Here is a 25,152-nt window from a genome sequence, read left to right on the forward strand (position 1 = left end):
CAGATTCACCGGCGCGAGCCACAGCCGGCCTCCGGCCGGCCGCGTCTCGCGCAGGGCAATCAGGTCCATAGCACGACTAGGGAGAGACATGAGGGTTGTCCTCGCCGGCGGCGGGACGGCCGGCCACATCGAGCCGGCGCTGGCGCTGGCCGACGCGCTCCGTCAGTTCGACCCGTCGATCGGCATCACCTGCCTCGGCACCGAACGCGGGCTGGAGACGCGGCTGGTCCCGGCCCGGGGCTACGAGCTCGCGCTCGTGCCCGCGGTTCCGCTGCCCCGCGCGCTGACGCCTCAGCTCCTGACCGTGCCCGGCCGGCTCGCCGGGGCGATCAGCGCCGCGGGCAACATCCTGGAGCGGGTGGGCGCCGACATCCTGGTCGGCTTCGGCGGCTACGTCGCCACCCCCGGCTACCTGGGGGCGCGCCGCAAGGGCGTGCCGATCGTGGTGCACGAGGCCAACCCGCGTCCGGGCCTGGCCAACCGGCTGGGCGCACGGCTGACCACCCACGTGTTCACCGGCCACCCCGACACGCCGCTGCCCAACGCCGAGCACGTCGGCATCCCGCTCCGCAAAGACGTCTCGACCCTCGACCGGTTCTCGCTGGGCGACAAGGCGCGGTCCTACTTCGGCCTCGAGAGCGACCGCCCGACGCTGCTGGTGTTCGGCGGCTCCCAGGGGGCCCGCTCGATCAACAACTCGGCCCTCAACGCCGAGCCCCACCTGCGCCGCGCCGGCATCCAGGTCATCCACGTGATCGGCCCGAAGAACACCGTCGAGGTCGAGCCCCCGCCCGGCGACCCGCAGTACGTCATCCTGCCCTACGTCGACCGCATGGACCTGGCCTACGCCGCCGCCGACCTGGTGCTGTGCCGCAGCGGCGCGATGACCACCGCCGAGCTGACCGCCGTCGGCCTCCCGGCCGCCTACGTGCCGCTGCCCCACGGCAACGGCGAGCAGCGCCTGAACGCCGAGCCGATCGTGCGGGCGGGCGGCGGCCTGATGGTCGACGACGCCGAGCTCTCCCCCGACTGGATCATGCGCAACCTCGCGCCCCTGCTCCACGACCCCAACCGGATAGCGGCCATGTCCGAGGCCGCCTCACGGATGGGACGCAAGGACGCCGACGTGACGCTCGCCCGCAAGGTTCTGGAGATCGCAGCCCGATGAGTCTGGTCAAACTGGTTGAGCCCATCCCCGCCGAGGAACTCGGGCGGGTCCACTTCATCGGGATCGGCGGCGCCGGCATGTCCGGCATCGCCCGCATCCTGCTCAAGCGGGGAGTGGCCGTCTCGGGCAGCGACGCCCGCAGCTCCGACCTGCTGACCGAGCTGCGCGAGCTGGGCGCGACCGTCCACGTCGGCCACGCCGCCTCGCACATCCGCGACGTCAACACCGTCGTGGTCTCCACCGCGATCCGCGACTCCAACCCCGAGCTGGGGGAGGCGCTGCGGCAGAACGTGCGCATCATCCCGCGCGCCGCCGCCCTCGCGGCCGTGATGACCGGCAAGACCGGGGTCGCCGTGGCGGGCACCCACGGCAAGACGACCACGACCTCGATGCTCACCGTGGCGCTGCAGAAGTGCGGCGCCGACCCGTCCTACTGCGTCGGCGGCCAGCTCGTCACCACGGGCCTGGGCGCCGACGAGGGCACCGGCCGGGCGTTCGTCGCCGAGGCCGACGAGAGCGACGGCTCGTTCCTGATGCTCGCCCCGCGCATCGCGGTGGTCACCAACGTCGAGCCCGACCACCTCGACAACTACGGCGAGCCGCAGGCCGTCTACGACAGCTTCGCCCGCTTCGTCGAGCGGATCGGCGAGACGATCGTGCTCTGCTCCGACGACCCGGGCGCCGCCGCGCTGGCCCCCATCGCCCGCGCGCGGGGCCTGAAGGTCGTCACCTACGGCGAGGGCGAGGAGGCCGACCTGCGCATCTGCGACGTGGTGCCGCGCGGCCTCGGCGTCGAGTTCACCCTGAAGGGCCACGGCGCGGTCCGCCTGTCGGTGCCCGGCCGCCACAACGCGCTCAACGCCACCGCGGTCATCGCCGTCGCCCTCGACCTGGGCCTGCCGTTCGACGAGGTCAGAGACGGCCTGGCCGCCTTCACCGGGGCCAAGCGGCGGTTCGAGTCCAAGGGCGAGGCCGACGGCGTCACCGTCTTCGACAGCTACGCCCACCACCCGACCGAGCTGGCCGCCGACCTGCGCGCCGCCCGCGACGTGGTGGCCGGGGCGGGCCGGGTCATCGCCGTCTTCCAGCCCCACCTCTACAGCCGCACCCGCTTCTTCGCCGACGAGTTCGGCGCCGCGCTCGGCCTGGCCGACGAGGCGATCGTCCTGGACGTGTACGGCGCCCGCGAGGACCCCGAGCCCGGGGTCTCCGGCGCGCTGGTGGCCGGCAAGGTCACGCTCCCGGCCGGCAACGTGGCCTACGCGCCCGACCGGGCGGCCGTGCCGGCGCTGGTCGCCGAGCGGGCCCGTCCCGGCGACATCGTGCTGACGATGGGCGCGGGCGACGTCACCGAGCTCGGCCCCCGCATCGTCGCGGAGCTGCGGTCGCGGTGACCTCTTCGGAAGCCCCGGCCCTCACCGACCGGCCGCCCGCCGCCGAGCGGGCGGCCCGCAAGCGGCCGGGCATCTGGCGGTTCGCCACCGCCACCCTGATCACCGGCGGCACGCTGGCCGTCTCGGGGTGGCTGGTGTTCCTCTCGCCCGTGCTGGGCGTCAAGGAGATCAGGGTCGAGGGCGTGCTGGGGCTGGCGCCCGAGCAGATCGAGCAGGCCGCCGCGCTGCCGCTCGACACGCCGATGGCCACGGTCGACGTCGAGGCGGTCCGGCAGCGGGTGGCCGCGGTGACCGAGGTCGAGTCGGCCAAGGTCGAGCGGGTCTGGCCGGGCACGGTCATCATCAGGATCCGCGAGCGCACCGCGCTGGCCTCGGTGCCGATGAACGGCAAGTCGGCCGTGGTCGACCGGTTCGGCGTGGTCCTCGACATCGTCGCGGTCGCCCCGCCGAGGCTGCCGGTGGTGCGGCTGCCGCACCTCGACCCCCAGGACCCGGCGGTGCGGGCCGCGCTGACCGTGCTCGGCGTGCTGCCCGACCATCTGCTGCGGAAGGTCCACGAGGTGCAGGCCAAGACGGCCGACTCGGTGACCCTGCTGCTCTCCGACGGCCGCACCGTCGTCTTCGGCGGGCCCGAGCGCGCGGCCGACAAGACCCGTATCCTTCTCGGGCTGCTGAACCAGCGGGCCGAGACGTTCGACGTGAGCTCTCCGGAAGTCGTAACCGTACGCTGAGGAGACGCGTTCACGACACGCCGGACCGGTTGCGGCGCGGTGAGTTGACCCTGTCGGCGCGCAACCCTACTGTCCGTATCAATCCTCAGGTTGACATAACTCTAAATCTCAACTTGAGGGTGAGAGTTGGCTAGTGCGGGCACCCGCCCGTGACGGACATATGTAAGCGAGCGGAAAGGCCCCTCGTCGTGGCAGCACCGCAGAACTACCTCGCGGTCATCAAAGTCGTTGGAATCGGCGGCGGCGGCGTCAACGCCGTCAACCGGATGATCGAGGAGGGACTCAAGGGCGTCGAGTTCATCGCCATCAACACCGACGCCCAGGCGCTGCTGATGAGTGACGCCGACGTCAAGCTCGACGTCGGCCGGGAGCTCACCCGCGGCCTCGGCGCCGGCGCCAACCCCGAGGTGGGCCGCAAGGCGGCCGAAGACCACCGCGAGGAGATCGAAGAGGTCATCAAGGGCGCCGACATGGTGTTCGTCACCGCCGGTGAGGGCGGCGGCACCGGCACCGGCGGCGCGCCCGTCGTGGCCAACATCGCCCGCTCGCTCGGCGCGCTGACGATAGGCGTGGTCACCCGCCCCTTCTCCTTCGAGGGCAAGCGGCGGGCGATGCAGGCGGAGGCCGGAATAGAGAATCTCCGCGCCGAGGTCGACACCCTCATCGTCATCCCGAACGACCGGCTGCTGTCGATCAGCGACCGGCAGGTCAGCGTGCTCGACGCCTTCAAGGCGGCCGACCAGGTCCTGCTCTCGGGTGTCCAGGGCATCACCGACCTGATCACCACGCCCGGTCTGATCAACCTCGACTTCGCCGACGTGAAGTCGGTCATGTCGGGGGCGGGCTCGGCCCTCATGGGCATCGGCCACGCGCGCGGCGACGACCGCTCGGTCGCCGCCGCCGAGATGGCCGTCTCCAGCCCGCTGCTGGAGGCCAGCATCGACGGTGCCCACGGCGTGCTGCTCTCGATCGCGGGCGGCTCCGACCTGGGCCTGTTCGAGATCAACGAGGCCGCGCAGCTCGTCTCCAACGCCGCCGCGCCCGACGCCAACATCATCTTCGGCACGGTCATCGACGACGCCCTCGGCGACGAGGTGCGCGTGACGGTCATCGCGGCCGGGTTCGACGAGCCCGAGCCGGTGCGCGCCCAGCCGGTGCCGCAGCAGACCTCGCGCCCGCAGCCCGCCGCCCCGGCCGCCGCGAGCCGTCCGGCCCAGACGCAGGCCGCCGCGGCGCAGCCGGCGCGCGAGCGGCCGACGCTCTCGTCGTTCGTCGCGCCGCAGCCCAAGCCGAAGCCCGAGCCGCGCGCCGAGGCCCCGGCCCCGCGCCCGGCCCCGGCGCAGCCCGCCCAGCCGGCCCGGCCCGTCTCCTCGGCGCCGGCCACCCCGGCCCCGGTCACGCCCCCGGCCACCCCGGCGGCGCAGCCCGCCGCGGCCGAGCGGGAGGCCAGCGTGTCGACCGGCGCGTTCGGCACCCGCGAGAGCGCCGAGACCCGGCCCGAGCAGCAGAGCGCGTCGGGCACCAGCCCGTTCGCGATCCCGCGCCCGACCGAGCCGCCGACGCCGATCACCTCCAAGGTCACCCAGCCGGTGCCGCGCCGCCCGGTCGTCTTCGAAGAGCAGGAAGACGAACTCGACGTGCCCGACTTCCTGAAGTAATCGCTCATCCATGACCCACGCCGCACCCTCCCCCCGGGGTGAGGAGATCGCGGCGGGGCTGGCCGAGGTCGAACGCCGCATCACCGACGCGTGCGCCGCCGCCGGCCGGTCCCGCTCCGAGATCACGCTCATCGCGGTGACCAAGACCTACCCCGCCTCCGACGTCCGCCTTCTGGCCGGGCTGGGCGTCGCCGACGTGGGGGAGAACCGCGACCAGGAGGCGGCCGCCAAGGCCGCCGAATGCGCCGACCTGGCGCTGACCTGGCACTTCATCGGCCAGTTGCAGACCAACAAGGCCCGGTCCGTGGTCGGCTACGCCGATCTGGTGCACGGGGTCGACCGGCTCCGCCTCGCCGAGGCGCTGTCCCGGGAGGCCGTCCGCGCCGGGCGCGAGATCGGCTGCCTCATCCAGGTCTCCCTCGACGGCCGCGCCGGCCGAGGGGGCGCGCTTCCCGCCGACGTCCTTCCGCTCGCCGACTCCCTGGCCGCGCTCCCCGGGCTCTCCCTGCGGGGCGTCATGGGGGTCGCGCCGCTGGGGGAGGACCCGGCTCCCGCGTTCGCCCGGTTGTACGGGGTGGCGCAAGCCGTACAAAAAGATCATCCTGCCGCGGACGTCATCTCGGCGGGCATGAGCGGCGATCTGCCCCAAGCGATAGCCAACGGCGCGACACACCTGCGAGTCGGTACGGCGTTGCTCGGCCGCCGGAAGCCCTTCGTCAGGTAATGTCCCCCGAGTAACAAGTAGGTACGATCAGCGGTTCGCCTCCGCGAGAGACGCGGACGGCCGAAGGCCGGCCGTGGCTCGCGCGGGAATCTGCCTCAGACAACGGGCAGAGTTCCGCCACGGACCTTCAGCCCTGGGCACGGTAGACGGAGGACGACGGAGCGATGGCCGGCGCGATGCGCAAGATGGCGGTCTACCTCGGTCTCGTGGAGGACGACGACCGTTACGACCGATACCGCGAGTACGCCGACGAGTTCGGCGACGACTACGACATCCCTGGCGACTTCAACCCGCAGGGCACCCAGGGCCGTGACGCGAACGACGACTCCCCGGTCCCGGCGCCGCGACCCTCCGCGGCCGTGATCGAGCGACGTACGACCGATCTGGCGCGGATTACCACGCTCCATCCCCGCACTTACAACGAGGCGCGCACCATCGGCGAGCACTTCCGCGAGGGCACCCCGGTCATCATGAATCTGACCGAAATGGTTGACAGTGACGCGAAGCGGCTTGTCGATTTTGCGGCAGGTCTGATTTTTGGCCTACACGGCAGCATTGAACGTGTTACCAACAAGGTGTTCCTGTTGTCCCCGGCCAACGTCGAGGTGACGGCTGAGGACAAGGCACGGATCGCGGAACGCGGCTTCTTCAACCAGAGCTAGAGTTCCGTGTATGAACAGTGAGCGGCTCCCCGGCGGCCCGAACGCCCGGAGGATGCGGACCTGGACGGAGGCGAGGCTCGACCGTGGGGATCGTTAGTGAGATCTTGGTCGCTGTCCTGGCCCTCTACCTGGTCCTGCTGATCGGACGGATGATCTTCGAGACGGTCCAGGCGTTCGCCAGATCCTGGCGGCCGCGAGGCCCGGTGCTCGTCCTGGCGGAGGCCACATACACCGCCACCGACCCACCTCTCAAGTTTCTCCGCCGTTTCATTCCTCCCCTCAGGTTGGGTACGGTGGCCTTTGACCTAAGCTTCACAGTGCTGTTCATTGTGGTCTTGGTCTTGATCCAAGTCGTGTCCGCGCTTCGTTGATCGGGTACCGTCCCTCCGGACAGACTCCAAGCGCGCCAAGGAGACCCAAATGCCGCTGACGCCCGCCGACGTGCGGAACAAGCAGTTCAGTACCACCCGGTTGCGACCGGGCTACGACGAGGAGGAGGTGGACGCGTTCCTCGACGAGGTCGAGGCAGAACTCGACCGCCTCATCCAGGAGAACGAGGAGCTGCGCGCCAAGCTGGCCGAGTGTCTCCGGGGCAAGGTCCCGGGCGGCATGGCCATGGGCGGCATGCAGATGGCCCCCGCTCCCGTCGCCGAGACCCCCCAGGCCCCCGTGCCGCAGCCGGAGCCGATGGCTCCGCCGCAGCCGGTGCGCCCCGAGCCCGTCCCCGTCGGCATGGGCCTTCCCCCGGCCGAAGACAACATGGACACCGCGGCCCGCGTGCTCGCGCTGGCCCAGCAGACCGCCGACCAGGCGATCGCCGACGCCCGCCGCGAGGCCGACGAGACCGTCACCCGCGCCCGCCGTGAGGCCGACGAGGTCCTCGGCAAGGCCCGCCGCCAGGCCGAGCAGGTCATCGGCGACGCGCGTGCCCGCGCCGAGACTTTGGAGCGTGACGCTCAGGAGCGCCACCGTCAGGCGATGGGCTCGCTGGTGCAGACCCGCGACGAGCTCGAGCGCAAGGTCGACGAGCTCCGCAGCTTCGAGCGCGAATACCGCAGCCGTCTGAAGCTCTACCTGGAGAACCAGCTCGCCGAGCTGAACGTCCAGGCCGAGGGCAGCGGCGGTTTCCCGATCGTCGGCAACCCGGCCATGCAGCAGGGCCAGCCCGGCCAGCCGCAGATGGCCCACGCCGTCGCCCCCGGTCCGCAGATCCAGGCCGTCCCCAACCCGTTCGCCACCGAGCAGCACACCGGAGGGTTCCCCGCCCCCGACGGCTCTCACGGCGAGCGCCGGTAGGGTTTCCGCTTCTCGCACGCGTACAGGTAGTTCGGAAGGCCGCCCCCCGTGATCCTTGTCAGTGCCGCCCTGGTTCTCGCGGCGATCGTTCTGCTGATCGCCGGTGTCGTACTCGGGATGGCATTCCTCGTGATGTGGTCGATCGTGATCAGTGTGCTGAGCGCGGTCTGCCTGCTGATCGGGGCGCTGCTGAGGCGTCACGAGCTGTTCCCCGCCGGAGGCCGGGCCGCCGTCGAGGCCCATCAGGCCGCCGTGGCGCCGCAGATGGCGCCACACATGGCGCCGCAGATGGCCCACGCGGGAATGCCGGTCTACGGTGCGCCGACGGTCATGGCGCCCGCGGCACCGGTGCCGCCGACGGCTCCCCCTGCCTATCCGCCCAACCCGACCGTGACCGCCCCGGTGCCCGTTCCCGGGCTGGGGCCCGACTCGATCGTCCTGGTGATCCCCGGCCGCAAGAGGTTCCACCGGTCCGGCTGCCGGCAGCTCGTCGGCCGCGAGACCGAGGAACTGACGGTCGAGGAGGCCAGGGAAGAGGGCTTCACGCCCTGCACGACCTGCGTCGTCGACGCAGCCGCAGACGACACCTGGGCCACCACGGTCCAGGAAGCGAGGGTGGAGCCGGCCGACACCCCCGGGCGCGCCGGTTCGGTGCCTCCGGCCGCCTCCACCCCTCCCGTCGTCCCCGTCGTGCCGCCCGCGGCTCCCTCCCTGGAGTCGTCGGAATCCACCGCCGTCTTCCGCGCCGAACCGCCGTCGGCCGGATGGCCGGAGCCGGTCCCGTCCGACCGGTCCGAGACCTCCCGCCCCGCCGCGTCGAGCGGCTGGCCCGAGCCGGTCCGCCCCGCGGAACCGGTGGCCAGGAAGGAGTCGCCGGCCAGGGGCAACCCCTACGCCAAGGCCGACTCCGCCGCCCGCGCGAAGACCGAGAAGGAACCCGAGGCCGCAAGCCCGGTTCCGGCCTTCGAGGCCGCCAAGCCCGAAGCCGACAGGCCCGAGCCCGTCACGCCCGAGCCCGTCAGGCCCGAGGCCGTCAAGTCTGAGCCCGGCACGCCGAAGGCCGCCGACGCCGGGGCCGCCAAGCCCGGGGCCGCCAAGCCCGGGGCCGCCGAGCCCGGGGCCGCCGCGCCGGAAACCGTGTCCGAGGCCGTCAAGCCCAGGGCCGAGAAGCCGGAAGCCGCCTCCGAGACCGCCAAACTCAAGCCCGTGAAGCCGGAGGCCCCCTCCGAGGCCGCCAAGCTCAAGCCGGTGAAGCCCGAGGCCGCCCCCGAGGCCGCCAAGGTCGAGGCCGACGAACCGGCAGCCGCGCCGGCGCCTCCCGCCAAGGAGCGGTCCGAGGCCGCCGACGGGCCCGTCAAGCCGGCCATCACGATCCCCGAGGCCTCCTCCTCCTGGAACGCCTTCTCCCGCCCCGCCGCCCCGTCTACGGCCGCCAAGGAAGAGGCCGAAGAGGAAGAGGCCGGCGAGGACCGTGACGGCGACACCGTCGAGCGCAAGCTGCCGCCGCCCATGGTGAAGGTCATGGAGGGCACCCGGCGCTACCACACGCCCGACTGCCCGCTGATCAAGGGTGACGACGACGGCATCGAGACCATGTCCCAGCCGGCCGCCGAAGAGGCGGGCCTGACGCCCTGCACGGTCTGCGACAAAGCCTGAGACCTCGCATGAAGAAGGCCCGGCGGATCTGATCCGCCGGGCCTTTCTTCGCCCCATGTAGCACCCCGCGCAAGCGTCTGCCCGGTGACGTCCGGATTATTCACCCCGACCGCGATTTGTCCCTTGGAGGAGACGGGCGGCACGGGACCAGGATGCGCCGATCCGGGCGCGACAGGTCGAAATCACGAGGTTGAGGGCTGCCAGCGGCGTGTGGTGGTCGCGGTGGGCCTCCAGCGCATCGCTCCGCGAGTGGCCATGGGTGGCCGTCGGGCCCGCGATCTGAGAGCACATGGCTCTGCGAGTGGCCATGGGTGGCCGTCGGGCCCGCGATCTGAGAGCGCATGGCTCTGCGAGTGGCCATGGGTGGCCGTCGGGCCCGCGATCTGAGAGCGCATGGCTCTGCGAGTGGCCATGGGTGGCCGTCGGGCCCGCGATCTGAGAGCGCATTGCTCCGCGAGTGGCCATGGAGGGCCGTCGGGGCCGCGATCTGATCCGGTCGGTGAAGCTCATCCCAGAAGCCCGGCGGATCGGTTCCGCCGGGCTCCGGGTCACACGTCGAGGGGTCAGGCCTTGCGGAGCTGGAAGCGCAGCCCCAGGTCGGTGTCCTCGTGGGTGGGCAGGCCGTCGGAGGAGCCCTCCGCGAAGGCGGTCGCGAGGACCTCCTCGGCCACCAGTGAGCCGCCCTCCCGCAGGGCCGTCGCCAGGTCGCCGTCAGCCGACCACCACAGGTCGATGCGGTCAGTGATCGACAGGCCGGTCGACTTGCGGGCGTCCTGGACCAGGCGGATGACCTCGCGGACGAGGCCGGCCCGGCGCAGTTCGTCGGTCATGGCCAGGTCGAGGGCGATGGTCTCGCCGGTGCCGGTGTCGACCGCGCCCGTCTCGACCGCCCAGCCCGACTTGGGCTGCTCGGTGATGATGAGGTCGTCGCCCGCCAGGGTCACCTCGCCGAGCTCGCCCGCCTCCAGGGTGGCCGAGCCGCCCGACCTGACCGCGCGGGCCAGGATGCCCGGGTCGGCGGCCGAGACGGCGGCGGCGACCAGTTTGGTCTGGCTGCCGAACCGTTTGCCGAGGGCCCGGAAGTTGGGCTTGACGGTGAAGGTGACCAGGTCGGCCGAGAAGCCCGACAGGTCTTCCAGCGCCTGGACGTTCAGCTCGTCGGCGATCAGGTCGCGCAGCTCCGCCGACAGGGCCGACCAGCCCGGTGCGCCCACGAGGGCGCGGCCGAGCGGCTGACGGGTCTTGACCGACGACGACGCGCGCGCCGAGCGGCCCAGTTCGACCAGACGGCGGACCAGCGCCATCTGCTCGGTCAGGGCCGGGTCGAGGTAGGACGCGTCGACCTTCGGCCAGGACGCCAGGTGGACCGACGCCGGGGCGTCGGGGGTGCGCAGGGCGTCCCAGACGTAGTCGGTGGTGAACGGGACCAGCGGGGCCATCAGGCGGGTGACGGTCTCCAGGCATTCGTACAGGGTCGCGAACGCCGACTCCTCGCCCTTCCAGAAGCGGCGGCGGGAGCGGCGGACGTACCAGTTGGACAGGTCGTCGAGGAACTCCGTCAGGCGGCGGCCCGCGCGGGCGGTGTCGAAGCCGTCGAGGGCGGCGGTCACCTCGGCCACCGTCCGGTGGAGCTCGGCCAGCGCCCAGCGGTCGATCAGCGGGCGGTCGGCGACCGTCGCGCCGGGGGTCCACGACGAGGCGTTGGCGTACAGGGTGAAGAAGCTCGCCGTGTTCCAGTAGGTCAGCAGGACCTTGCGGACGATCTCCTCCAGCGCCGCGTGGCCGATGCGGCGCGGCGACCAGGGGGAGCCGTTGACCGCCATGTACCAGCGCAGGGCGTCGGCGCCGTGCTGCTCCATCAGGGGCATGGGGCGCAGCACGTTGCCGAGGTGCTTGCTCATCTTGCGGCCGTCCTCGGCCAGGATGAGGCCGAGGCAGAGCACGTTCTCGTACGACGACCGGTCGAAGACCAGGGTCCCGACGGTCATCATCGAGTAGAACCAGCCGCGCGTCTGGTCGATGGCCTCGCAGATGAACTGGCCCGGGTAGGCGGCCTCGAAGACCTCCTTGTTGACGTGGGGGGCGCCCCACTGGGCGAAGGGCATCGCGCCGGAGTCGTACCAGACGTCGATCACGTCGGGCACCCGGCGGGCCTCGCCGCCGCAGTCGCCGCAGGGGAACACCACGTCGTCGACGTAGGGGCGGTGGGGGTCCAGGGCCGACAGGTCCTGGCCGGCCTTCTCGCCCAGTTCCTTCAGCGAGCCCACGCAGGTGACGTGGTCTTCGTCGCAGATCCACAGCGGCAGCGGGGTGCCCCAGTAACGCGACCGGGACAGCGCCCAGTCGACGTTGTTGCGGAGCCACTCGCCGTAGCGGCCGTTCTTGATCGTGTCGGGGAACCAGTTGGTGCCCTCGTTCTCGGCGAGCAGGCGCTCCTTCACCGAGGTGGTGCGGATGTACCACGACGGGAGCGCGTAGTAGAGCAGCGGCGTGTGGCAGCGCCAGCAGTGCGGGTAGCTGTGCTCGAAGTGCGAACCGCGGAACAGCAGGCCGCGCGCCGCGAGGTCGGCCGTGAGGCCCTCGTCGGCGTCCTTGAAGAACTGGCCGCCGACCTGCGGGACGTCGGGCAGGAACCGGCCGTCGGGGCCGATCGGGTTGACGACGGGCAGGCCGTACTTCTTGCAGACCTGCATGTCGTCGGCGCCGAACGCGGGCGCCTGGTGGACCAGGCCCGAGCCGTCTTCGACGGTGACGTAGTCGCCGAGCACGACGAAGTGGGCGCCGGGGATGTCGACCAGCTCGAAGGGCCGCCGGTACGGGGTGTGCTCCAGCTCCGTGCCGAGGAACGACTCCCGGACCGACCAGCCCTCGCCCAGCGCCGCGCCGACGAGCGGCTCGGCCACGATGACCGGCTTCTCGCCCTCCTTCTCGGCGACCACGTAGGTGACCTCGGGGTGCACCGCCACGGCCGTGTTCGACACGAGGGTCCACGGGGTGGTCGTCCAGATCAGCAGGTCCACGCCCTCGAAGCGGCCCGAGGTGACCGGCATCCGGACGTACACGGACGGACTGGAGACGGTCTCGTAGCCGCCGGGCTGGCCGAGCTCGTGGTCGGACAGGCCGGTGCCGCAGCGCGGGCAGTAGGGGGTGATGCGGAAGTCGCGGAACAGCAGGCCCTTGTCGAAGACGACCTTGAGCGACCACCAGACGGCCTCGACGTAGGCCGGGTCCATCGTGCGGTAGGCCTGGGACATGTCGACCCAGTAGCCCATCCGCTCGGTCATCTCCTCGAACGCGTCGACGTGCCGCAGGACGGACTCGCGGCAGCGGGCGTTGAACTCGGCGATGCCGTAGGCCTCGATCTGGGGCTTGCCCGACAGGCCGAGCTCCTTCTCGACGGCCACCTCGACGGGCAGGCCGTGGCAGTCCCAGCCCGCCTTGCGCGGGACGTGGTAGCCGTTCATCGACTTGTAGCGGGGGAAGACGTCCTTGAAGACGCGCGCCTCGACGTGGTGGACGCCGGGCATGCCGTTGGCTGTCGGGGGGCCCTCGTAGAAGACCCAGGAGGGGCCCGTGGAGTTCTGTTCGAGAGAACGTTCGAAGACCTTGCCATCGCGCCAGCGGGCCAGCACCTCGTGTTCGAGGCGCGGCAGGTCGACCTGCGCGGGCAGTGGGTGGAACTGGTGGCTGGACACGGATCCTCCACGCTCATTCGGACAATGGCGCGGAGGGACGAGGCCGTGGGGCCCCGCGGTACCACCCTCCTTGGCCCCCGTTCCGGGGAACCCACTCTTTTGTTGCCGGTTCTACTGAGCGTGACGCCGTTCCTCCGGCGGCTCCGGGGTGATCTTCCTCGCGCGCCTCACCCCGGGCTTCCACCGTCCCCGGGTCGCTCATGTGAGGGGGTGCGTGAGTACTCGTCCCCATCAATGCCGTGCAATTCCCAAAGATAACGCAGCGCACGGGTGCTGGCTTCCCGATATCGGGGTAGGGAGCGCGGAACACGCGACGAGGCGTAGGTGTTGAATCCACAACTCGGCGCGGAGGTATGCGGCAAACGGGGAGGAGCAAGCCGTCCGGTACGGATGGCGTAAAAGCGTCGGCGCGTCGATTGCCGATCTTGTTTTCGCATACCTACGATGCCCGGACTTGCACCAACACTGCATTTGGGAGGCCCCATGGCCACGCGCGCGGCCAAGACCGCCGTCACTGAGGACGTCTGGTCCGCCGATGAACTCGCGGCCGTCCGCGACCGGTTGCTGACCGAGATCGAGGAGCTGCAGGTCGACATCGCCCGGGCCGAGGCGTCCCTCGCGCTCGGCAACTCGTCCGAGGGCGCCGGCGACGACCCGGCCGACGCCGGAGCCAAGACCTATGAGCGCGAACGTGAGATCGCCCTTACCCTGAATGCGCGCGACCTGCTCGCGCAGAACGAGCGGGCGATCGCCCGCATCGACGCGGGAACATATGGGGTGTGCGAATCGTGCCAACGGCCGATCGGGAAGGAACGTCTGCAGGCGTTCCCGAGGGCGACGCTGTGCGTGGCGTGCAAGCAGCGGGAGGAACGCCGCTGACCGACGACGGGGCGACGCGGGCGCGGCGGATCAAGCTCCTCGCCGCCGTGGCCGTGCTCATCTACATATTCGACCTGATCACCAAGTTCCTCGTGGTCGAGTATCTGGAAGACCGGCTGCCGACGGTGCTGATCCCCGACGTGCTGGTCTTCAACGTCATCCGGAACCCCGGGGCGGCCTTCTCCATCGGGACCGGCATGACGATCGTCTTCACGATCATCGCCGCGGTGGTGATCGGCGCGATCATCCGCACCGCCCGGCAGTTGCGTTCGCTGCCGTGGGCGATCGACCTCGGCCTCCTGCTCGGGGGCGCCCTGGGGAACCTGACCGACCGGATCTTCCGGTCGCCGGCGCCGTTCCAGGGCCACGTGGTCGACTTCGTCCAGGTCTTCCCCGCGACCAACTTCCCGATCTTCAACGTGGCCGACTCCGCGATCGTCTGCGGCGGCATCCTGGCCGTGTTCCTGGCCTGGCGCGGCTACCAGATCGACGGCACCCGCGAGGGGGCGGTCAAGGATGCCTGACCAGCGGTCGTTGCCCGTGCCCGACGGGCTGGAGGGAGAGCGGCTCGACGCCGCTCTCGCCCGTCTCTTCGGCTTCTCGCGCACCCGCGCGGCCGAGCTCATCGTCGGCGGCGACGTGCTCGTCGACGGCTCGCCCGCCGGCAAGTCCGACCGGGTCTCGGCCGGGTCGTGGCTCGACGTCACCATCCCCCCGCCGGTCGCCGCGCCCATGCCGGTGGCCGAGCCGGTCCCCGGCATGACGATCCTGTACGAGGACGACGACGTCGTCGTGGTGAACAAGCCCATCGGCGTGGCGGCCCACCCCTCCGTCGGCTGGACCGGCCCGACCGTCATCGGCGGCCTCCTCGGCACGGGCCACCGCGTCTCCACCAGCGGCGCGGCCGAGCGGCAGGGCATCGTCCACCGGCTCGACGCCAACACGACCGGGTGCATGGTCGTGGCCAAGAGCGAGCGGGCCTACACCCTGCTGAAGCGGGCGTTCAAGGAGCGCACCGTCGAGAAGCGCTACCACGCGCTGGTCCAGGGCCACATGGACCCGCTGCGCGGCACCATCGACGCGCCGATCGACCGGCACCCCTCCGGCGACGGACGCTGGGCCGTGGTCGCCGGCGGCAAGGACTCGGTGACCCACTACGACACTCTTGAGGCCTTCCGGTCGGCCTCCCTGCTCGACATCCGCCTGGAGACCGGCCGGACCCACCAGATCCGGGTGCACATGTCGACCATGCGCCACCCGTGCGTGGGCGACCTGCAGTACGGCGCCGACCCGACGCTCTCGGCCCGGCTGGGCCTGTCCCGGCAGTGGCTCCACGCGGTGACGCTGGGCTTCGAGCATCCCTCGACCGGAGAATGGGTCACCTTCACCGCCGGCTATCCGGCCGACCTGGCCCACGCGCTCGACGTGATCGCCGAGTCGTGACCTCAGCCGAGTGAGCCGAGCCGGGCCAGCGCGTCGGCCGGCAGGCGCAGGCCCGAGGCCGCCACGTTCTCCCGCAGGTGGGCGACCGACGAGGTGCCCGGGATGACGCAGATCGTCGGGGAGCGGTGCAGCAACCACGCCAGCGCCGTCTGCTGGGGGGTGGCGTCCAGGCTCGCCGCCACCTCGTCCAGGACCTCCGACTGGAGCGGGGAGAAGCCGCCCAGCGGGAAGAACGGGACATAGGCGATGCCCTGCTCGGCGCAGAGGTCCACCAGGGCGTCGTCGCTCCGGTCGACCAGGTTGTAGGCGTTCTGGACGCAGACCACCGGCGCGATGCCCCGGCAGGTCAGCAGTTGTTCCGCGGTGACGTTGCTGACGCCCAGGTGGGCGATCAGGCCCTCGTCCATGAGCGCGGCCAGCACGCTGAAGGGGACGGTCGGGTCGCCGGCGTCGAACATCCTCAGGTTCACCACGTCGAGGCGTTCGACGTCGAGGCGCTTGAGGTTGTCGTACACGGCCTCGATCAGTTCCGGTTCGGTCAGGGCGGGGTGCCACGACCTGTCGGGGCCGCGTCGGCCGCCGACCTTCGTGACGATGCGCAGGCCCTCCGGATAGGGGTGCAGCGCCTCGCGGATGAGGTCGTTCACCACGTGGGGGCCGTAGTAGTCGCTGGTGTCGATGTGGAGGAGGCCCAGGTCGGCGACCGTCCGCAACACGCGGACCGCCTCGGCCCGGTCTTTCGGCGGGCCCCAGATCCCCGGGCCGGTCAGGCGCATCGCGCCGTAGCCCATTCTCGTCAGGGCCAGGTCGTCGGTGAGTTTGAGGATTCCGCCGGTGATGTCGTCCATGTGCGTCCCGTGCCCGGTCGTGACCCCGTTAGGGGTGATCATTCGTCAGGAAGTCGGCCCTCAAGCTGACCTGTGCTTTCCAGGCTTTGGTTTTCCTGGCTTCCCTGACTTTCCTGGTTTTCCTCCCCGGTGCTCTCCTCCATGGAGGGCTCTTCCGCGGGCTCTTCCGTGGGCTCCTGGCTCGGGGTGGGCTCTTCCTCGGATTCCTCGTCCGGTGGGCTCGACTTCTCGCTTGACCGGCCGGACGGACTGGCTTTTGGGGAGGGGGCCTGCGCCCTCTCCGGCTGCCGTTCTCCCTGGGCCCGTTCGGTCGGCGGGGCCTCCGGTTCCTCGTCGGCCGTCTTCTCCGCCGTGGCCTCGGACGTGGGCTCGGGGGTGGACGTGGCCTTCTTCTTCGCGGGGACCTGCGCCGGGATCGTGTCGGCCGGGCTCACGGGGGCGTCTCCCGCCGTCATGTACGCGACGGTGCCCGCGCTCAGCCCCACCGCCAGGACGGCCGAGACGACCGCCGTGAAGGGCCACCTCCTGCGGGGGCTCTCCTTGACGGGCGGGGGCGGCGGGATCGGGATGAACGGGGCCGTCGGCTCCGAGGTGATGCCGCTGACGATGTTGTGGAGATGGCTTTCGGCCTCCACGGCCGTCATGCGGCGGGCGGGGTCCTTCTCCAGGAGGCCGTGCAGGACCGGGGTGAGGGGTCCGGCGCGGTAGAGCTGGCCGTACGGCTCGTACATGACCGCCGCCAGCGACGCCATGGCGTGGCCCCGGTGGAACGGCGAGCGGCCCTCGACGGCCAGGAAGAGGGTCACCCCGAGCGACCACAGGTCCGAGGCGCGGACCGCGCGGCCCCCTGCCGCACGCTCCGGGCTGATGAAGGCCGGCGTGCCGACGAGGGAGCCCGTCCTCGTCACCGGGCTGTCGTCCTCCATCGCCGCGATGCCGAAGTCGGTCAGGACCGCCCGGCCGTCAGGGGTGATCAGCACGTTGTCGGGTTTCACGTCCCGGTGCAGCACGCCCGCGGCGTGGGCCGCCTTCAGCGCGCTCAGCACCTGGAGGCCGATCGTCGCGACCCGGTGGGGGCGCATCGGCCCCTCGTCGCGGATCAGCGCGCCCAGGGTCGTGGACGGCACGTACTGCATCACGATCCACGGATGGCCGCCTTCCTCGAAGACGTCGTAGACGGCGGCCACCGCCGGGTGGCTCACCCTACCGGCGGCCCGCGCCTCGCGCAGGGTGCGGATCGTGAAGATCTCGCGATCCGCGCCGGACAGGTCGGCGTTGAGCTCTTTCACGGCGACTTCGCGTTCCAGGGTTTCGTCCAGGGCACGCCACACGGTGCCCATGCCACCCCGGCCGAGAGGTTCGATCAGGCGATAACGGCTGGCGACGATACGGTCGGACGTCTGAGACTCGGGCATGCCGCCCGGCTACCCCGGCAGCGGAATCACATGCCCGTTATTCGCAGCAGTCCCGTAACGAGGGCCGCGACGACGAGGACGAGCAGGAACGGGGCGCGCAGCAGCAGGGCCACCACGGCGGCGCCCAATCCCGCCGTTCTGGGCCAGTCGAAACCCTGCCCGAACGACTGGACGGCGATCAGCGCCGCCAGCAGCGCCACCGGCACGACCGTGGCGAACCGCCGCACGCCCGGGTGGTCGAGCACCTTGCGCGGAGCCGCGAGCCCGGCGTATTTCAGCAGGTAGCAGCCTACGCACGTGGCGATGACGGCCCACCAGAGACTCATCTGACCAGCACCGCCAGCGCGCCCGCCGCCGCGAGCAGGACCGGGACGCCGGGCGGCAGGAACGGGGTGGCGCCCAGCGCGATGACCACCCCGGCCAGCGCCACCTTCCGGTCTTCCGGCGACTCCTTCAGCCGGGGCCAGAGCAGGGCCAGGAACGTGGCCGGCCCGACCGCGTCGAGGCCGAACACCGACGGGTCGGCGACCGCCGAGGCGCCCACGGCCGCCAGGAAGGTGGTCAGGTTCCAGGTGACGTAGAGGGCGGCGAAGGTGGTGTAGAAGCCCGCTCTGGCCGCGCCGGGGTGGGCGAAGGCGACGGCCGAGGTCTCGTCGATGACGCCGTGGGCGGTGAGCACGCGGAGGCGGGCCGGGAGGACGGAGGCGAGGCGCAGGCCGTACAGACCGTTGCGCGCCCCCAGCAGCAGCGCGCCCGCGACGCCCGGGACGAGGGCCCCGCCCCCGGCCACGACCCCCGCCAGCGCGAACTGCGACGCGCCGGTGAACGCGAACAGGCTCAGCGCGCACGCCTGCGCCACCGACAACCCGGCCGTCACCGCCGCCGCGCCGAACGCCAGCCCGGACACCCCCACCGCGAGCCCGACGCCGAGCCCGGCGCGGACCGCGTCGTGCCGCGCGGACATCAGATCGGCCGGAACGTTCTGGCGAAGATCCGGAACCAGGGGGCGGCCTTCTCCCAGGAGGTCTGCGGGACCTGCCAGTAGAGGGCGTAACACTGGTTGTCGATGCGGAACGCGCGGTCGTAGACCCGCTGCACCCCGGCCGACGTGGTGTGCAGGAACTCCCAGTCGGCGCCCGGCGCGTCGAACCCGCCGACGACGAGGGCGGTGCGCTTCAACGCGATGCGCTTGTAGCCGCGCAGGTACCCCTTCGTGGTCGAGGCCTGCTCGACCACCTCGAGCGCCTCGACCGGGTCCTCGCGCTCCCACGGGGTGAGGTCGACCTGCAGGTAGCCCGGCATGCCCGGCCCCTTGAAGTAGACCCGCTGCCCTTCCTTCCGGTAGGCCTCCCATCCGGGCGGCAGCGCCACCGCGAACCGCAGGTCCTCGTCCTGGTACTCGCTCCAGCCCTGCGGCAGCGGCGGGGCGTCGCCGGCGCTGGGCGTGGGTTCCGGCGAGGGCGCCGCCGACGGTTCGGGCGAGGGCTCGGCCGACGGTTCGAGGGCGGGCTGGGTGACCGGGTCGGGACCGCCGGCGACGACGCCCGGGTCGGCGGCGGGATTGAGGGTCGTGTACGCGAAATAGCCCCCGATGCCGACCAGCGCGACCAGCAGGGTGGCCAGGGTGACGATCAGGAACTTGTCCCGGTCCTTCTCCTGCGGGACGACCGTGACGTCGGCCGGCGTGTGCCCGTGCGTCCCCGGCGAACCGTAGGCGGGGGCGCCGAACGCCTGGGGGGTCGGCGCGGGCCCGCCCTGGCCGCCGAACGCGCCGGGCGCGGTGTGCGGCGGCCCGCCGGAGAAGTGGCCGGGCGCGCCCGTGCCGTCGGGTGGAGTGCTCACCGGACCGGCCTGCCCCGGGAAGCCGGGTGAGCCGAACCCGTCGCGGGGACCGGCGCCGGTCGTCCCCTGGTCGGCGAAGGCCCCGGGGCGACCTGCCGGAGCGGCGTTCTGGGGGGTGTTCTGCGGGGTGTTCCTGGACTGGCCGCCCTGGGGGTTCCACCGGCCGCTCGCGGCCCGGTGGAGCAGGTCCATGGCCTCGTCGGGGCCCATGCGGCGGACGGGGTCCTTGCACATCAGGCCGTCGAGGACCGGCGCGAGCGGCCCGGCCCGGTGGGAGACCGGGGTCTCCTCGTGGAGGACCGCGGCCATGCTGGCGATCGGCGTGCCCCGGTCGAAGGGGGAGCGGCCCTCGACCGCCGCCCACAGGGTCGCGCCCAGGGACCACAGGTCGGACTCGGGGGTCGCCGGGTGGCCGGACAGGCGTTCCGGCGGGAGGAAGGCCGGGGTGCCGGTGATGGAGCCCGTCAGGGTCACCGACGGGTCCTCGGTCATGGACGCGATGCCGAAGTCGGTGAGGACCACCCGGTTGTCGGAGGTCAGCAGGACGTTCTCGGGCTTCACGTCGCGGTGCAGGATGCCGGCCGCGTGGGCGGTCACCAGGGCGTCGAGGACCTGCGCGCCGATGGCGGCCACCCGGTCGGGCACGAGGGGGCCGTGCTCGCGCAGCGCGTCGCCCAGGGAGGTCGAGCGGACCAGCTGCATGACGATCCAGGGGCGGCCGTCCTCCTCGATGACGTCGTGGACGACGATCACGTTCGGGTGGGACAACCGGCCCGCCGCACGGGCCTCGCGGATGGTGCGGCGGTTGAACTCGGCGCGGTCGTCGTCGCTGAGCGCGGTGTAGAGGACCTCCTTGACCGCGACCGGGCGGTCGAGCAGCTCGTCGTGGGCACGCCAGACGACGCCCATCCCACCGCGGCCTATCCGCTCCTCGAGCTGGTACCTCCCCGCGAGGCGGCGCGACCCTTCCACATCATCCCCCTTCGAACCGTTTGGCATCGTCCCATAACGGGGGTCACTTGTCGGGTTCGAAGGACTTGGCGAAGTTGTCGAAGTAGTGGCGGTACTTGTCCCAGTCCTTGTCGCGGGTCTTCCACAGGATCGCGTAGCCGTGCTTGTCGTCGACGACGAAACCGCGGTTCAGGATGTGGCCCTTGAAACCGTCGGTGTCGAAGGTCCACTCCCAGTCCGCGGCGTTGCGGAAGTAGTCGACCTTCTTCATGCTGAGCCGCTTGTATCCCGAGAAGGAGTAGCGGGCCGAGTTCGCCTCCTGGTACTTCCAGTCGGCGAGCGCGTCCTTGCCCGGAGTGCTGGTGTGGCCGATCTGGAGGTAGGCGCCGTCGAGCGGGCCCTCGAACCAGACGTTGCCGCTGTCGGAGCGCACCTGCTTCCAGCCGGGGGGAAGGGCGATGGAGAAGCCCGCGGCGTTCTTGTGCGTCTTCCAGCCCTTCGGCAGCTTGTCCTCGTCCTTGTCCTCCTCCTTGGAGGGGGATTCGGAGGGCTCCGGAGAGGGTTCCTTCTCCTCGTCCTCCGAAGGGCTCGCCGACGGCTTGCCGGACTCCTCGGCCCCGGCCTCCCCGGTCGGGTCGCCCGACGGGTCGGCGGCGGCGGAGGTGGCCGGGGGTTTGATCGTCGCGGCGGTGCCGGAGCCCTCGTTGGCCTGCTTCATGCCGAGCCACAACGCGACGCCGCCCACCACGAGGATCGCCGGGATCGCGATCAGGGCCGCCTTGAGCAGGCCGTTGCGCCGCTCGGGGATGTCGACGGTCGCCCAGGAGTTGCGGCCCGACTCGCGAAGCGGCAGGGACGCGTGCTCGCCGAGCCGGGTGTGGCCGGGCTCGTCGGCGTGGAGCGGTGCGGGGCGGGCGGGTTCCGGTCGGGTGGCGCCCGCCGCCGCCGGACGGGCCGGGGCGGGCTCACCCGGCCGGGCGGCCTCGGCGGGACGGCCCGCGCCCGGACGCACCCCGGCGCCGCCGTAGGGGGCGCTGGGCGGCCTGCGGTTGCCGGGCTTGGGAGCGGGCCTGGGTTCGGCGGGCGGCTCCTTGCGGGACTCCGCGCCGTCCTCCTGCGCGAACTCGCGCACGGGCTCGGGCCTGACGTCACCGTCGGTCGTGCCGGCGGCGGGGGCGGAGTCGGCCTTCGTGCCCGCGCCGGGACCGGTGGCTCCGCTTCCGGCGGGCTTCTTGGCCGCCGTGCCGGGGGAGGCCTTGGCCGCGTCCCGGCTGGAGGCGGCCGCGGCGGCCTTGTCCGCGGCGGAGTCGTCGGGGGCGTTCCCGGCCGGGTCGGCGGGCTTGCCGGCCGCCTTCGCGCCCGTCGCCGGTCTCACCGGCTTCCTGGCCGGTTTCGCCGAGGGTTTCGCCGGTTCGGCCGGCCGCTGGGCCGGGATCGCGTCGCCGGTCTGCGGCCCCGCCGGTTCGGCGCCGCTCGACGGGGACGGTTTCTCGGCGGGGGATTCGGCCGGGGCGTCGTCAGGGCGTGCGGAAGGGGATTTCTTGGGGTGTTTTGTCGGGGTCGTCGGGAGGTCGGGGTCGGTGGCCTCGAAGGCCTCCGGGGGCACCGCCGACGGTTTGGGCACGCCGTTGGCCCGGCCGGAACGCTGCGGGGAGGGCGGCGACGGCCAGCCGGAGGCGTCGACGGGACGGGGCGCGGCCTGCTCGGTCGCCGCGCGGCGCAGCAGGCGGGCGGTCTCGTCGTAGCCGGGGCGGGTCGCGGGGTCCTTCTCCAGGAGGCGGTCGAGGACGGGACGCAGCGGTCCGGCGTTCTTGGCGGGGTCGGGCGGCTCGGTCAGCACGGCGTGCATGGTCGCCATGGCCATGCCCTTGTCGTGGGGCGGGCGGCCCTCGACGGCGGCGTAGAGGGTCGCGCCGAGCGACCACAGGTCGGACTCGCGCTGGGCCGGGCCGCCGCGCAACCGCTCGGGCGCGATGAAGGCGGGGGTGCCGACCAGGCCGGTGCGGGTCATCGTCGAGTCGGTCTCGACCCGCGCGATGCCGAAGTCGGTCAGCACCACGCGCCCGTCGTCGGCGAGCAGCACGTTCTCGGGCTTCACGTCACGGTGTAACACGCCCTGCGCGTGGGCGGCCCGGAGCGCGTCGAGGATCTGCAGCCCGATCTCGGTGGCCCGCTTGGGCGTCAGCGGCCCGTCCTGCCGGATCACCTGCCCCAGCGACCGCGACTCGACGAGCTGCATGATGATCCAGGGCCGCCCGTCCTCCTCGATCACGTCGTGGACGACGACCACATTCGGATGGGTCAGCCGCCCGGCGGCGCGCGCCTCACGCATGGTCCGGCGGTTCAGCTCGGGCAGCTCGTCGCCCATCGCGCTGTCGTACCGGACCTCCTTCACCGCCACGGCGCGGTCGAGCAGCTCGTCATGGGCCCGCCACACGATGCCCATGCCGCCCCGGCCGATGGGTTCTATCAAGTGGTACCGGCCCCCGACGAGTCGGCCTTCCGCGTTCGTCATCCCCACCCCTTCCAGAACCCATGAATCGTCCCATGGATGGCAAAGGGATCAAACGCGAGCAGTACTGCCCTGGTAATCTCACGACATGTCCGTACGGATCGCGGATCTGACCATCGGAGAAGGGCGGCCGGTCGCGGTCCTCGGGGGTCCGCTGCTCGTCGAGTTGTCGCCTTCGGTCGAACTCGACGCCCTCGCCGGTCCCGCCGTCGCGGTCGTCGTCGACGACCTGGCGCTCGTCCGGGCCGCCGCCCGTCTCGCCCTGCCGGTGATCCTCAGACGGCCACGCGAGGCGTCGCTGATGGAGTGGCTGACCGCCGCCGACCGCTGCGAGGCCGAGGGGAACGCCTCGGTCGTGCTCTGCGAGGCGGTGCCCGACCTGGCGCTGGTGAAGGCCGCCCGCGCGGAGTCGGGGCGGCCGGTGATCGTCGACCTGGGGAAGGACGCCGCGCTCGCCGGGGCCGCCGTCGCGGCGGGCGCCGACGGGCTCCTGCTCGACCCCGGCGCGCCGCCCGAGGTCGTCGACGCCGCCGTGGAGGACGCCCGGCTGATCGGCGCCGTGGTGCGCCCCGAGGCGCCGGAGGACCTGCCTCAGGCCCGCGCGGCGATCGACCGGACCGACGCGGCCCTCGCCGTCATCCTGGAGCGCCGCGCCGAACTGGCCGGGGCGATCCAGCGGCTCAAGCCCGTCGGCGGCTTCGCGGGGCGCGACCCCGAACGGGAGCGCAGGGTGGTCGCCGCGATGGCGCAGCGCGCGCCGCGCCTGGGCGAACCGGGCCTGCGCCCGATCATGGCGGCCGTCATTGAGGCGGGACTACACGCTGCTGAACGTGAGTGGCCGGCGCCCGCTTCGCGCTGACCAGCCGCCAGCCGCCCCAGATCCCGCCCGCCAGCACCGGGATCAGGTAGAACGCCAGCCGCTGGTCCTCGTCGGCGAACGGCATCAGCGCCACCACCAGCCCCAGGAAGGCCAGCGTCAGCCAGTTCGTGTAGGGCGAGCCCGGCATCCGGAACGCGGGCCGGGGCAGCTCGCCGCGCATCCAGGCCTGGCGCAGCTTGATCTGGCAGTAGATCAGGGTGCCCCACGTGGTGACCGTCCCGAGGGAGGAGATCGCCACCGCGATGGTGAAGGCCCTTTCGGGGATGTACGAGTACACCGCCACCCCCACCACGTAGACCGAGGCCGTCATGAGGATGCCGCCCACCGGCACGTGCCGGGAGCTCAGCGACCGGGTGAACCGGGGGGCCTCGCCCCGCTGCCCCATCGACCGCAGGATCCGCCCGGTGGAGTAGAGCCCGGAGTTGCACGACGACAACGCCGCCGTGATCACGATCAGGTTCATCACGTCGCCCGCCCAGGGCACCCCGAGCTGCGTGAACACCGTCACGAAGGGGGACTCCCCGGGGCCGTACGACGTCCACGGCAGCACCATGCCGAGCAGCAGCACCGACCCGACGTAGAAGATCGCGATGCGCCAGATGACGCTGTTGACGGCCTTCGGCAGCACCTTGTCGGGGTCTTTGGTCTCGCCGGCCGCGATGCCGACGAGCTCGATGGCGGCGTACGCGAAGACCACCGACTGGAGGCTCATGAAGACGGGCCCGAACCCCAGCGGGAAGAACCCGCCGTGGGAGACCAGGTTCGCGGGCGAGGCGCCCTCGATCGAGAAGATCACCAGGTAGAGCCCGACGATCAGGAACGTCACGATCGCGACCACCTTGAGCAGCGCGAACCAGAACTCCATCTCGCCGAAGGCCTTCACCGACGCCAGGTTCACGATCAGCACCACCCCCAGCGCGATCAGCGCGGTGAGCCAGCGCGGGAAGTCGGGCGCCCACAGGTGCACGTAGATCGCGATGGCCGTCAGCTCCGCGATGCCCGTGGCGGCCCAGTTGACCCAGTACATCCAGCCGCTGGCGAACCCGGCCCAGGGGCCGACGAACTCGGTGGCGTAGGAGACGAAGGAGCCGGAGGTGGGCCGGTAGCTGACCAGCTCGCCGAGGGCCCGCATGACGAAGAAGGCGGCGATCCCGGCGATCGCGTACGAGATCACCAGGGCCGGTCCGGCGGCGGCGAAGCGGCCTCCGGAGCCGAGGAACAGGCCCACGCCGATGGCGCCGCCGATGGCGATCATCTGGACCTGGCGTTTGCCGAGGGCGTGCGAGTACCCCTCGTCGAGATTGGTCTTCTCCACCTTTTCCCCCCGGAAGATCTCTTCCGCGACCGTATTCGTGCGGGGAGGTGATCACGCGTAGGCTCTACCTCCGTCGGTCGGAA

At 71.9% G+C, this 25,152-nt stretch carries 21 protein-coding genes; 13 read left to right on the forward strand and 8 right to left on the reverse strand.

Annotated elements, in window-relative coordinates:
- Positions 1-88 precede the first annotated feature (88 nt).
- The 9 genes from murG to QSK34_RS03460 all read left to right on the forward strand — a co-directional run bounded on the left by murG (position 89) and on the right by QSK34_RS03460 (position 9,289).
- Positions 89-1,168: an undecaprenyldiphospho-muramoylpentapeptide beta-N-acetylglucosaminyltransferase gene (gene murG, locus QSK34_RS03420; RefSeq protein WP_161480066.1), complete on the forward strand. Its 1,080-nt coding sequence runs from the start codon at positions 89-91 to the stop codon at positions 1,166-1,168.
- On the forward strand, positions 1,165-2,562 hold the full coding sequence (gene murC / locus QSK34_RS03425; protein ID WP_161480065.1) for a UDP-N-acetylmuramate--L-alanine ligase: 1,398 nt from the start codon (positions 1,165-1,167) through the stop codon (positions 2,560-2,562). The genes murG and murC overlap by 4 nt, the downstream gene beginning before the upstream one ends.
- Positions 2,559-3,293 (forward strand): cell division protein FtsQ/DivIB, encoded by a 735-nt coding sequence (locus QSK34_RS03430; RefSeq protein ID WP_285579739.1) that lies wholly within the window; start codon positions 2,559-2,561, stop codon positions 3,291-3,293. The genes murC and QSK34_RS03430 overlap by 4 nt, the downstream gene beginning before the upstream one ends.
- 188 nt (positions 3,294-3,481) lie before the next feature.
- The gene (gene ftsZ, locus QSK34_RS03435; protein WP_285579740.1) at positions 3,482-4,951 is read left to right on the forward strand and encodes a cell division protein FtsZ; all 1,470 of its coding nucleotides are present in this window, start codon (positions 3,482-3,484) and stop codon (positions 4,949-4,951) included.
- A gap of 10 nt (positions 4,952-4,961) precedes the next feature.
- Positions 4,962-5,675 carry a YggS family pyridoxal phosphate-dependent enzyme gene (locus QSK34_RS03440; RefSeq protein WP_161484421.1) on the forward strand — a complete coding sequence of 238 codons (714 nt, stop codon included), beginning with the start codon at positions 4,962-4,964 and terminating at the stop codon, positions 5,673-5,675.
- Positions 5,676-5,839: 164 nt separating this feature from the next.
- On the forward strand, positions 5,840-6,337 hold the full coding sequence (locus QSK34_RS03445; RefSeq protein ID WP_161484420.1) for a cell division protein SepF: 498 nt from the start codon (positions 5,840-5,842) through the stop codon (positions 6,335-6,337).
- Between the two features lie 83 nt (positions 6,338-6,420).
- Positions 6,421-6,708 carry a YggT family protein gene (locus QSK34_RS03450; protein WP_030450315.1) on the forward strand — a complete coding sequence of 96 codons (288 nt, stop codon included), beginning with the start codon at positions 6,421-6,423 and terminating at the stop codon, positions 6,706-6,708.
- Between the two features lie 49 nt (positions 6,709-6,757).
- Positions 6,758-7,633: a DivIVA domain-containing protein gene (locus QSK34_RS03455; protein WP_161484419.1), complete on the forward strand. Its 876-nt coding sequence runs from the start codon at positions 6,758-6,760 to the stop codon at positions 7,631-7,633.
- Positions 7,634-7,681: 48 nt separating this feature from the next.
- The gene (locus QSK34_RS03460; protein ID WP_285579750.1) at positions 7,682-9,289 is read left to right on the forward strand and encodes a hypothetical protein; all 1,608 of its coding nucleotides are present in this window, start codon (positions 7,682-7,684) and stop codon (positions 9,287-9,289) included.
- Positions 9,290-9,852: 563 nt separating this feature from the next.
- Here the strand turns inward: QSK34_RS03460 and ileS are convergent.
- On the reverse strand, positions 9,853-12,984 hold the full coding sequence (gene ileS / locus QSK34_RS03465) for an isoleucine--tRNA ligase (protein ID WP_285579752.1): 3,132 nt from the start codon (positions 12,982-12,984) through the stop codon (positions 9,853-9,855).
- 483 nt (positions 12,985-13,467) lie between these two features.
- Here ileS and QSK34_RS03470 point away from each other — a divergent pair, with 483 nt between their 5' ends.
- The 3 genes from QSK34_RS03470 to QSK34_RS03480 are packed head-to-tail and all read left to right on the forward strand — an operon-like array spanning position 13,468 to position 15,306.
- Entirely contained in the window at positions 13,468-13,863 is a 396-nt protein-coding gene (locus QSK34_RS03470; RefSeq protein ID WP_030450311.1) for a TraR/DksA family transcriptional regulator, read from the forward strand.
- Positions 13,836-14,387 (forward strand): signal peptidase II, encoded by a 552-nt coding sequence (lspA, locus tag QSK34_RS03475; protein WP_285579756.1) that lies wholly within the window; start codon positions 13,836-13,838, stop codon positions 14,385-14,387. The genes QSK34_RS03470 and lspA overlap by 28 nt, the downstream gene beginning before the upstream one ends.
- Entirely contained in the window at positions 14,380-15,306 is a 927-nt protein-coding gene (locus QSK34_RS03480; RefSeq protein ID WP_285579758.1) for an RluA family pseudouridine synthase, read from the forward strand. Before lspA ends, QSK34_RS03480 begins: the two co-directional genes overlap by 8 nt.
- A 2-nt stretch (positions 15,307-15,308) precedes the next feature.
- On the opposite strand, the gene QSK34_RS03485 is transcribed toward QSK34_RS03480, so the two are convergent.
- The 6 genes from QSK34_RS03485 to QSK34_RS03510 are packed head-to-tail and all read right to left on the reverse strand — an operon-like array spanning position 15,309 to position 22,877.
- Complete coding sequence (locus tag QSK34_RS03485) at positions 15,309-16,196, reverse strand: oxidoreductase (RefSeq protein ID WP_285579760.1); 888 nt, start codon at positions 16,194-16,196, stop codon at positions 15,309-15,311.
- The gene (locus tag QSK34_RS03490) at positions 16,193-17,569 is read right to left on the reverse strand and encodes a serine/threonine-protein kinase (protein WP_285579762.1); all 1,377 of its coding nucleotides are present in this window, start codon (positions 17,567-17,569) and stop codon (positions 16,193-16,195) included. Before QSK34_RS03490 ends, QSK34_RS03485 begins: the two co-directional genes overlap by 4 nt.
- A gap of 26 nt (positions 17,570-17,595) precedes the next feature.
- On the reverse strand, positions 17,596-17,895 hold the full coding sequence (locus tag QSK34_RS03495; RefSeq protein WP_285579766.1) for an AzlD domain-containing protein: 300 nt from the start codon (positions 17,893-17,895) through the stop codon (positions 17,596-17,598).
- Positions 17,892-18,533, reverse strand: coding sequence for an AzlC family ABC transporter permease (locus QSK34_RS03500; protein ID WP_285579768.1), 642 nt, complete (start codon positions 18,531-18,533; stop codon positions 17,892-17,894). Before QSK34_RS03500 ends, QSK34_RS03495 begins: the two co-directional genes overlap by 4 nt.
- Positions 18,533-20,410 carry a serine/threonine-protein kinase gene (locus QSK34_RS03505; protein ID WP_285579770.1) on the reverse strand — a complete coding sequence of 626 codons (1,878 nt, stop codon included), beginning with the start codon at positions 20,408-20,410 and terminating at the stop codon, positions 18,533-18,535. The genes QSK34_RS03500 and QSK34_RS03505 overlap by 1 nt, the downstream gene beginning before the upstream one ends.
- A 16-nt stretch (positions 20,411-20,426) precedes the next feature.
- A complete protein-coding gene (locus QSK34_RS03510; RefSeq protein WP_285579774.1) occupies positions 20,427-22,877 on the reverse strand; it encodes a serine/threonine-protein kinase in 2,451 nt (816 codons plus the stop codon).
- Positions 22,878-22,962: 85 nt separating this feature from the next.
- On the opposite strand from QSK34_RS03510, the gene QSK34_RS37725 reads away from it, so the two are divergent.
- Complete coding sequence (locus tag QSK34_RS37725; protein WP_353051362.1) at positions 22,963-23,733, forward strand: chorismate mutase; 771 nt, start codon at positions 22,963-22,965, stop codon at positions 23,731-23,733.
- Here QSK34_RS37725 and QSK34_RS03520 read toward each other — a convergent pair.
- On the reverse strand, positions 23,675-25,069 hold the full coding sequence (locus QSK34_RS03520; RefSeq protein WP_285579778.1) for an amino acid permease: 1,395 nt from the start codon (positions 25,067-25,069) through the stop codon (positions 23,675-23,677). The genes QSK34_RS37725 and QSK34_RS03520 overlap by 59 nt on opposite strands.
- Positions 25,070-25,152 lie beyond the last annotated feature (83 nt).

The sequence above is a fragment of the Herbidospora sp. NBRC 101105 genome (genome assembly GCF_030269205.1).
In the GTDB taxonomy this organism is placed as follows: domain Bacteria; phylum Actinomycetota; class Actinomycetes; order Streptosporangiales; family Streptosporangiaceae; genus Herbidospora; species Herbidospora solisilvae.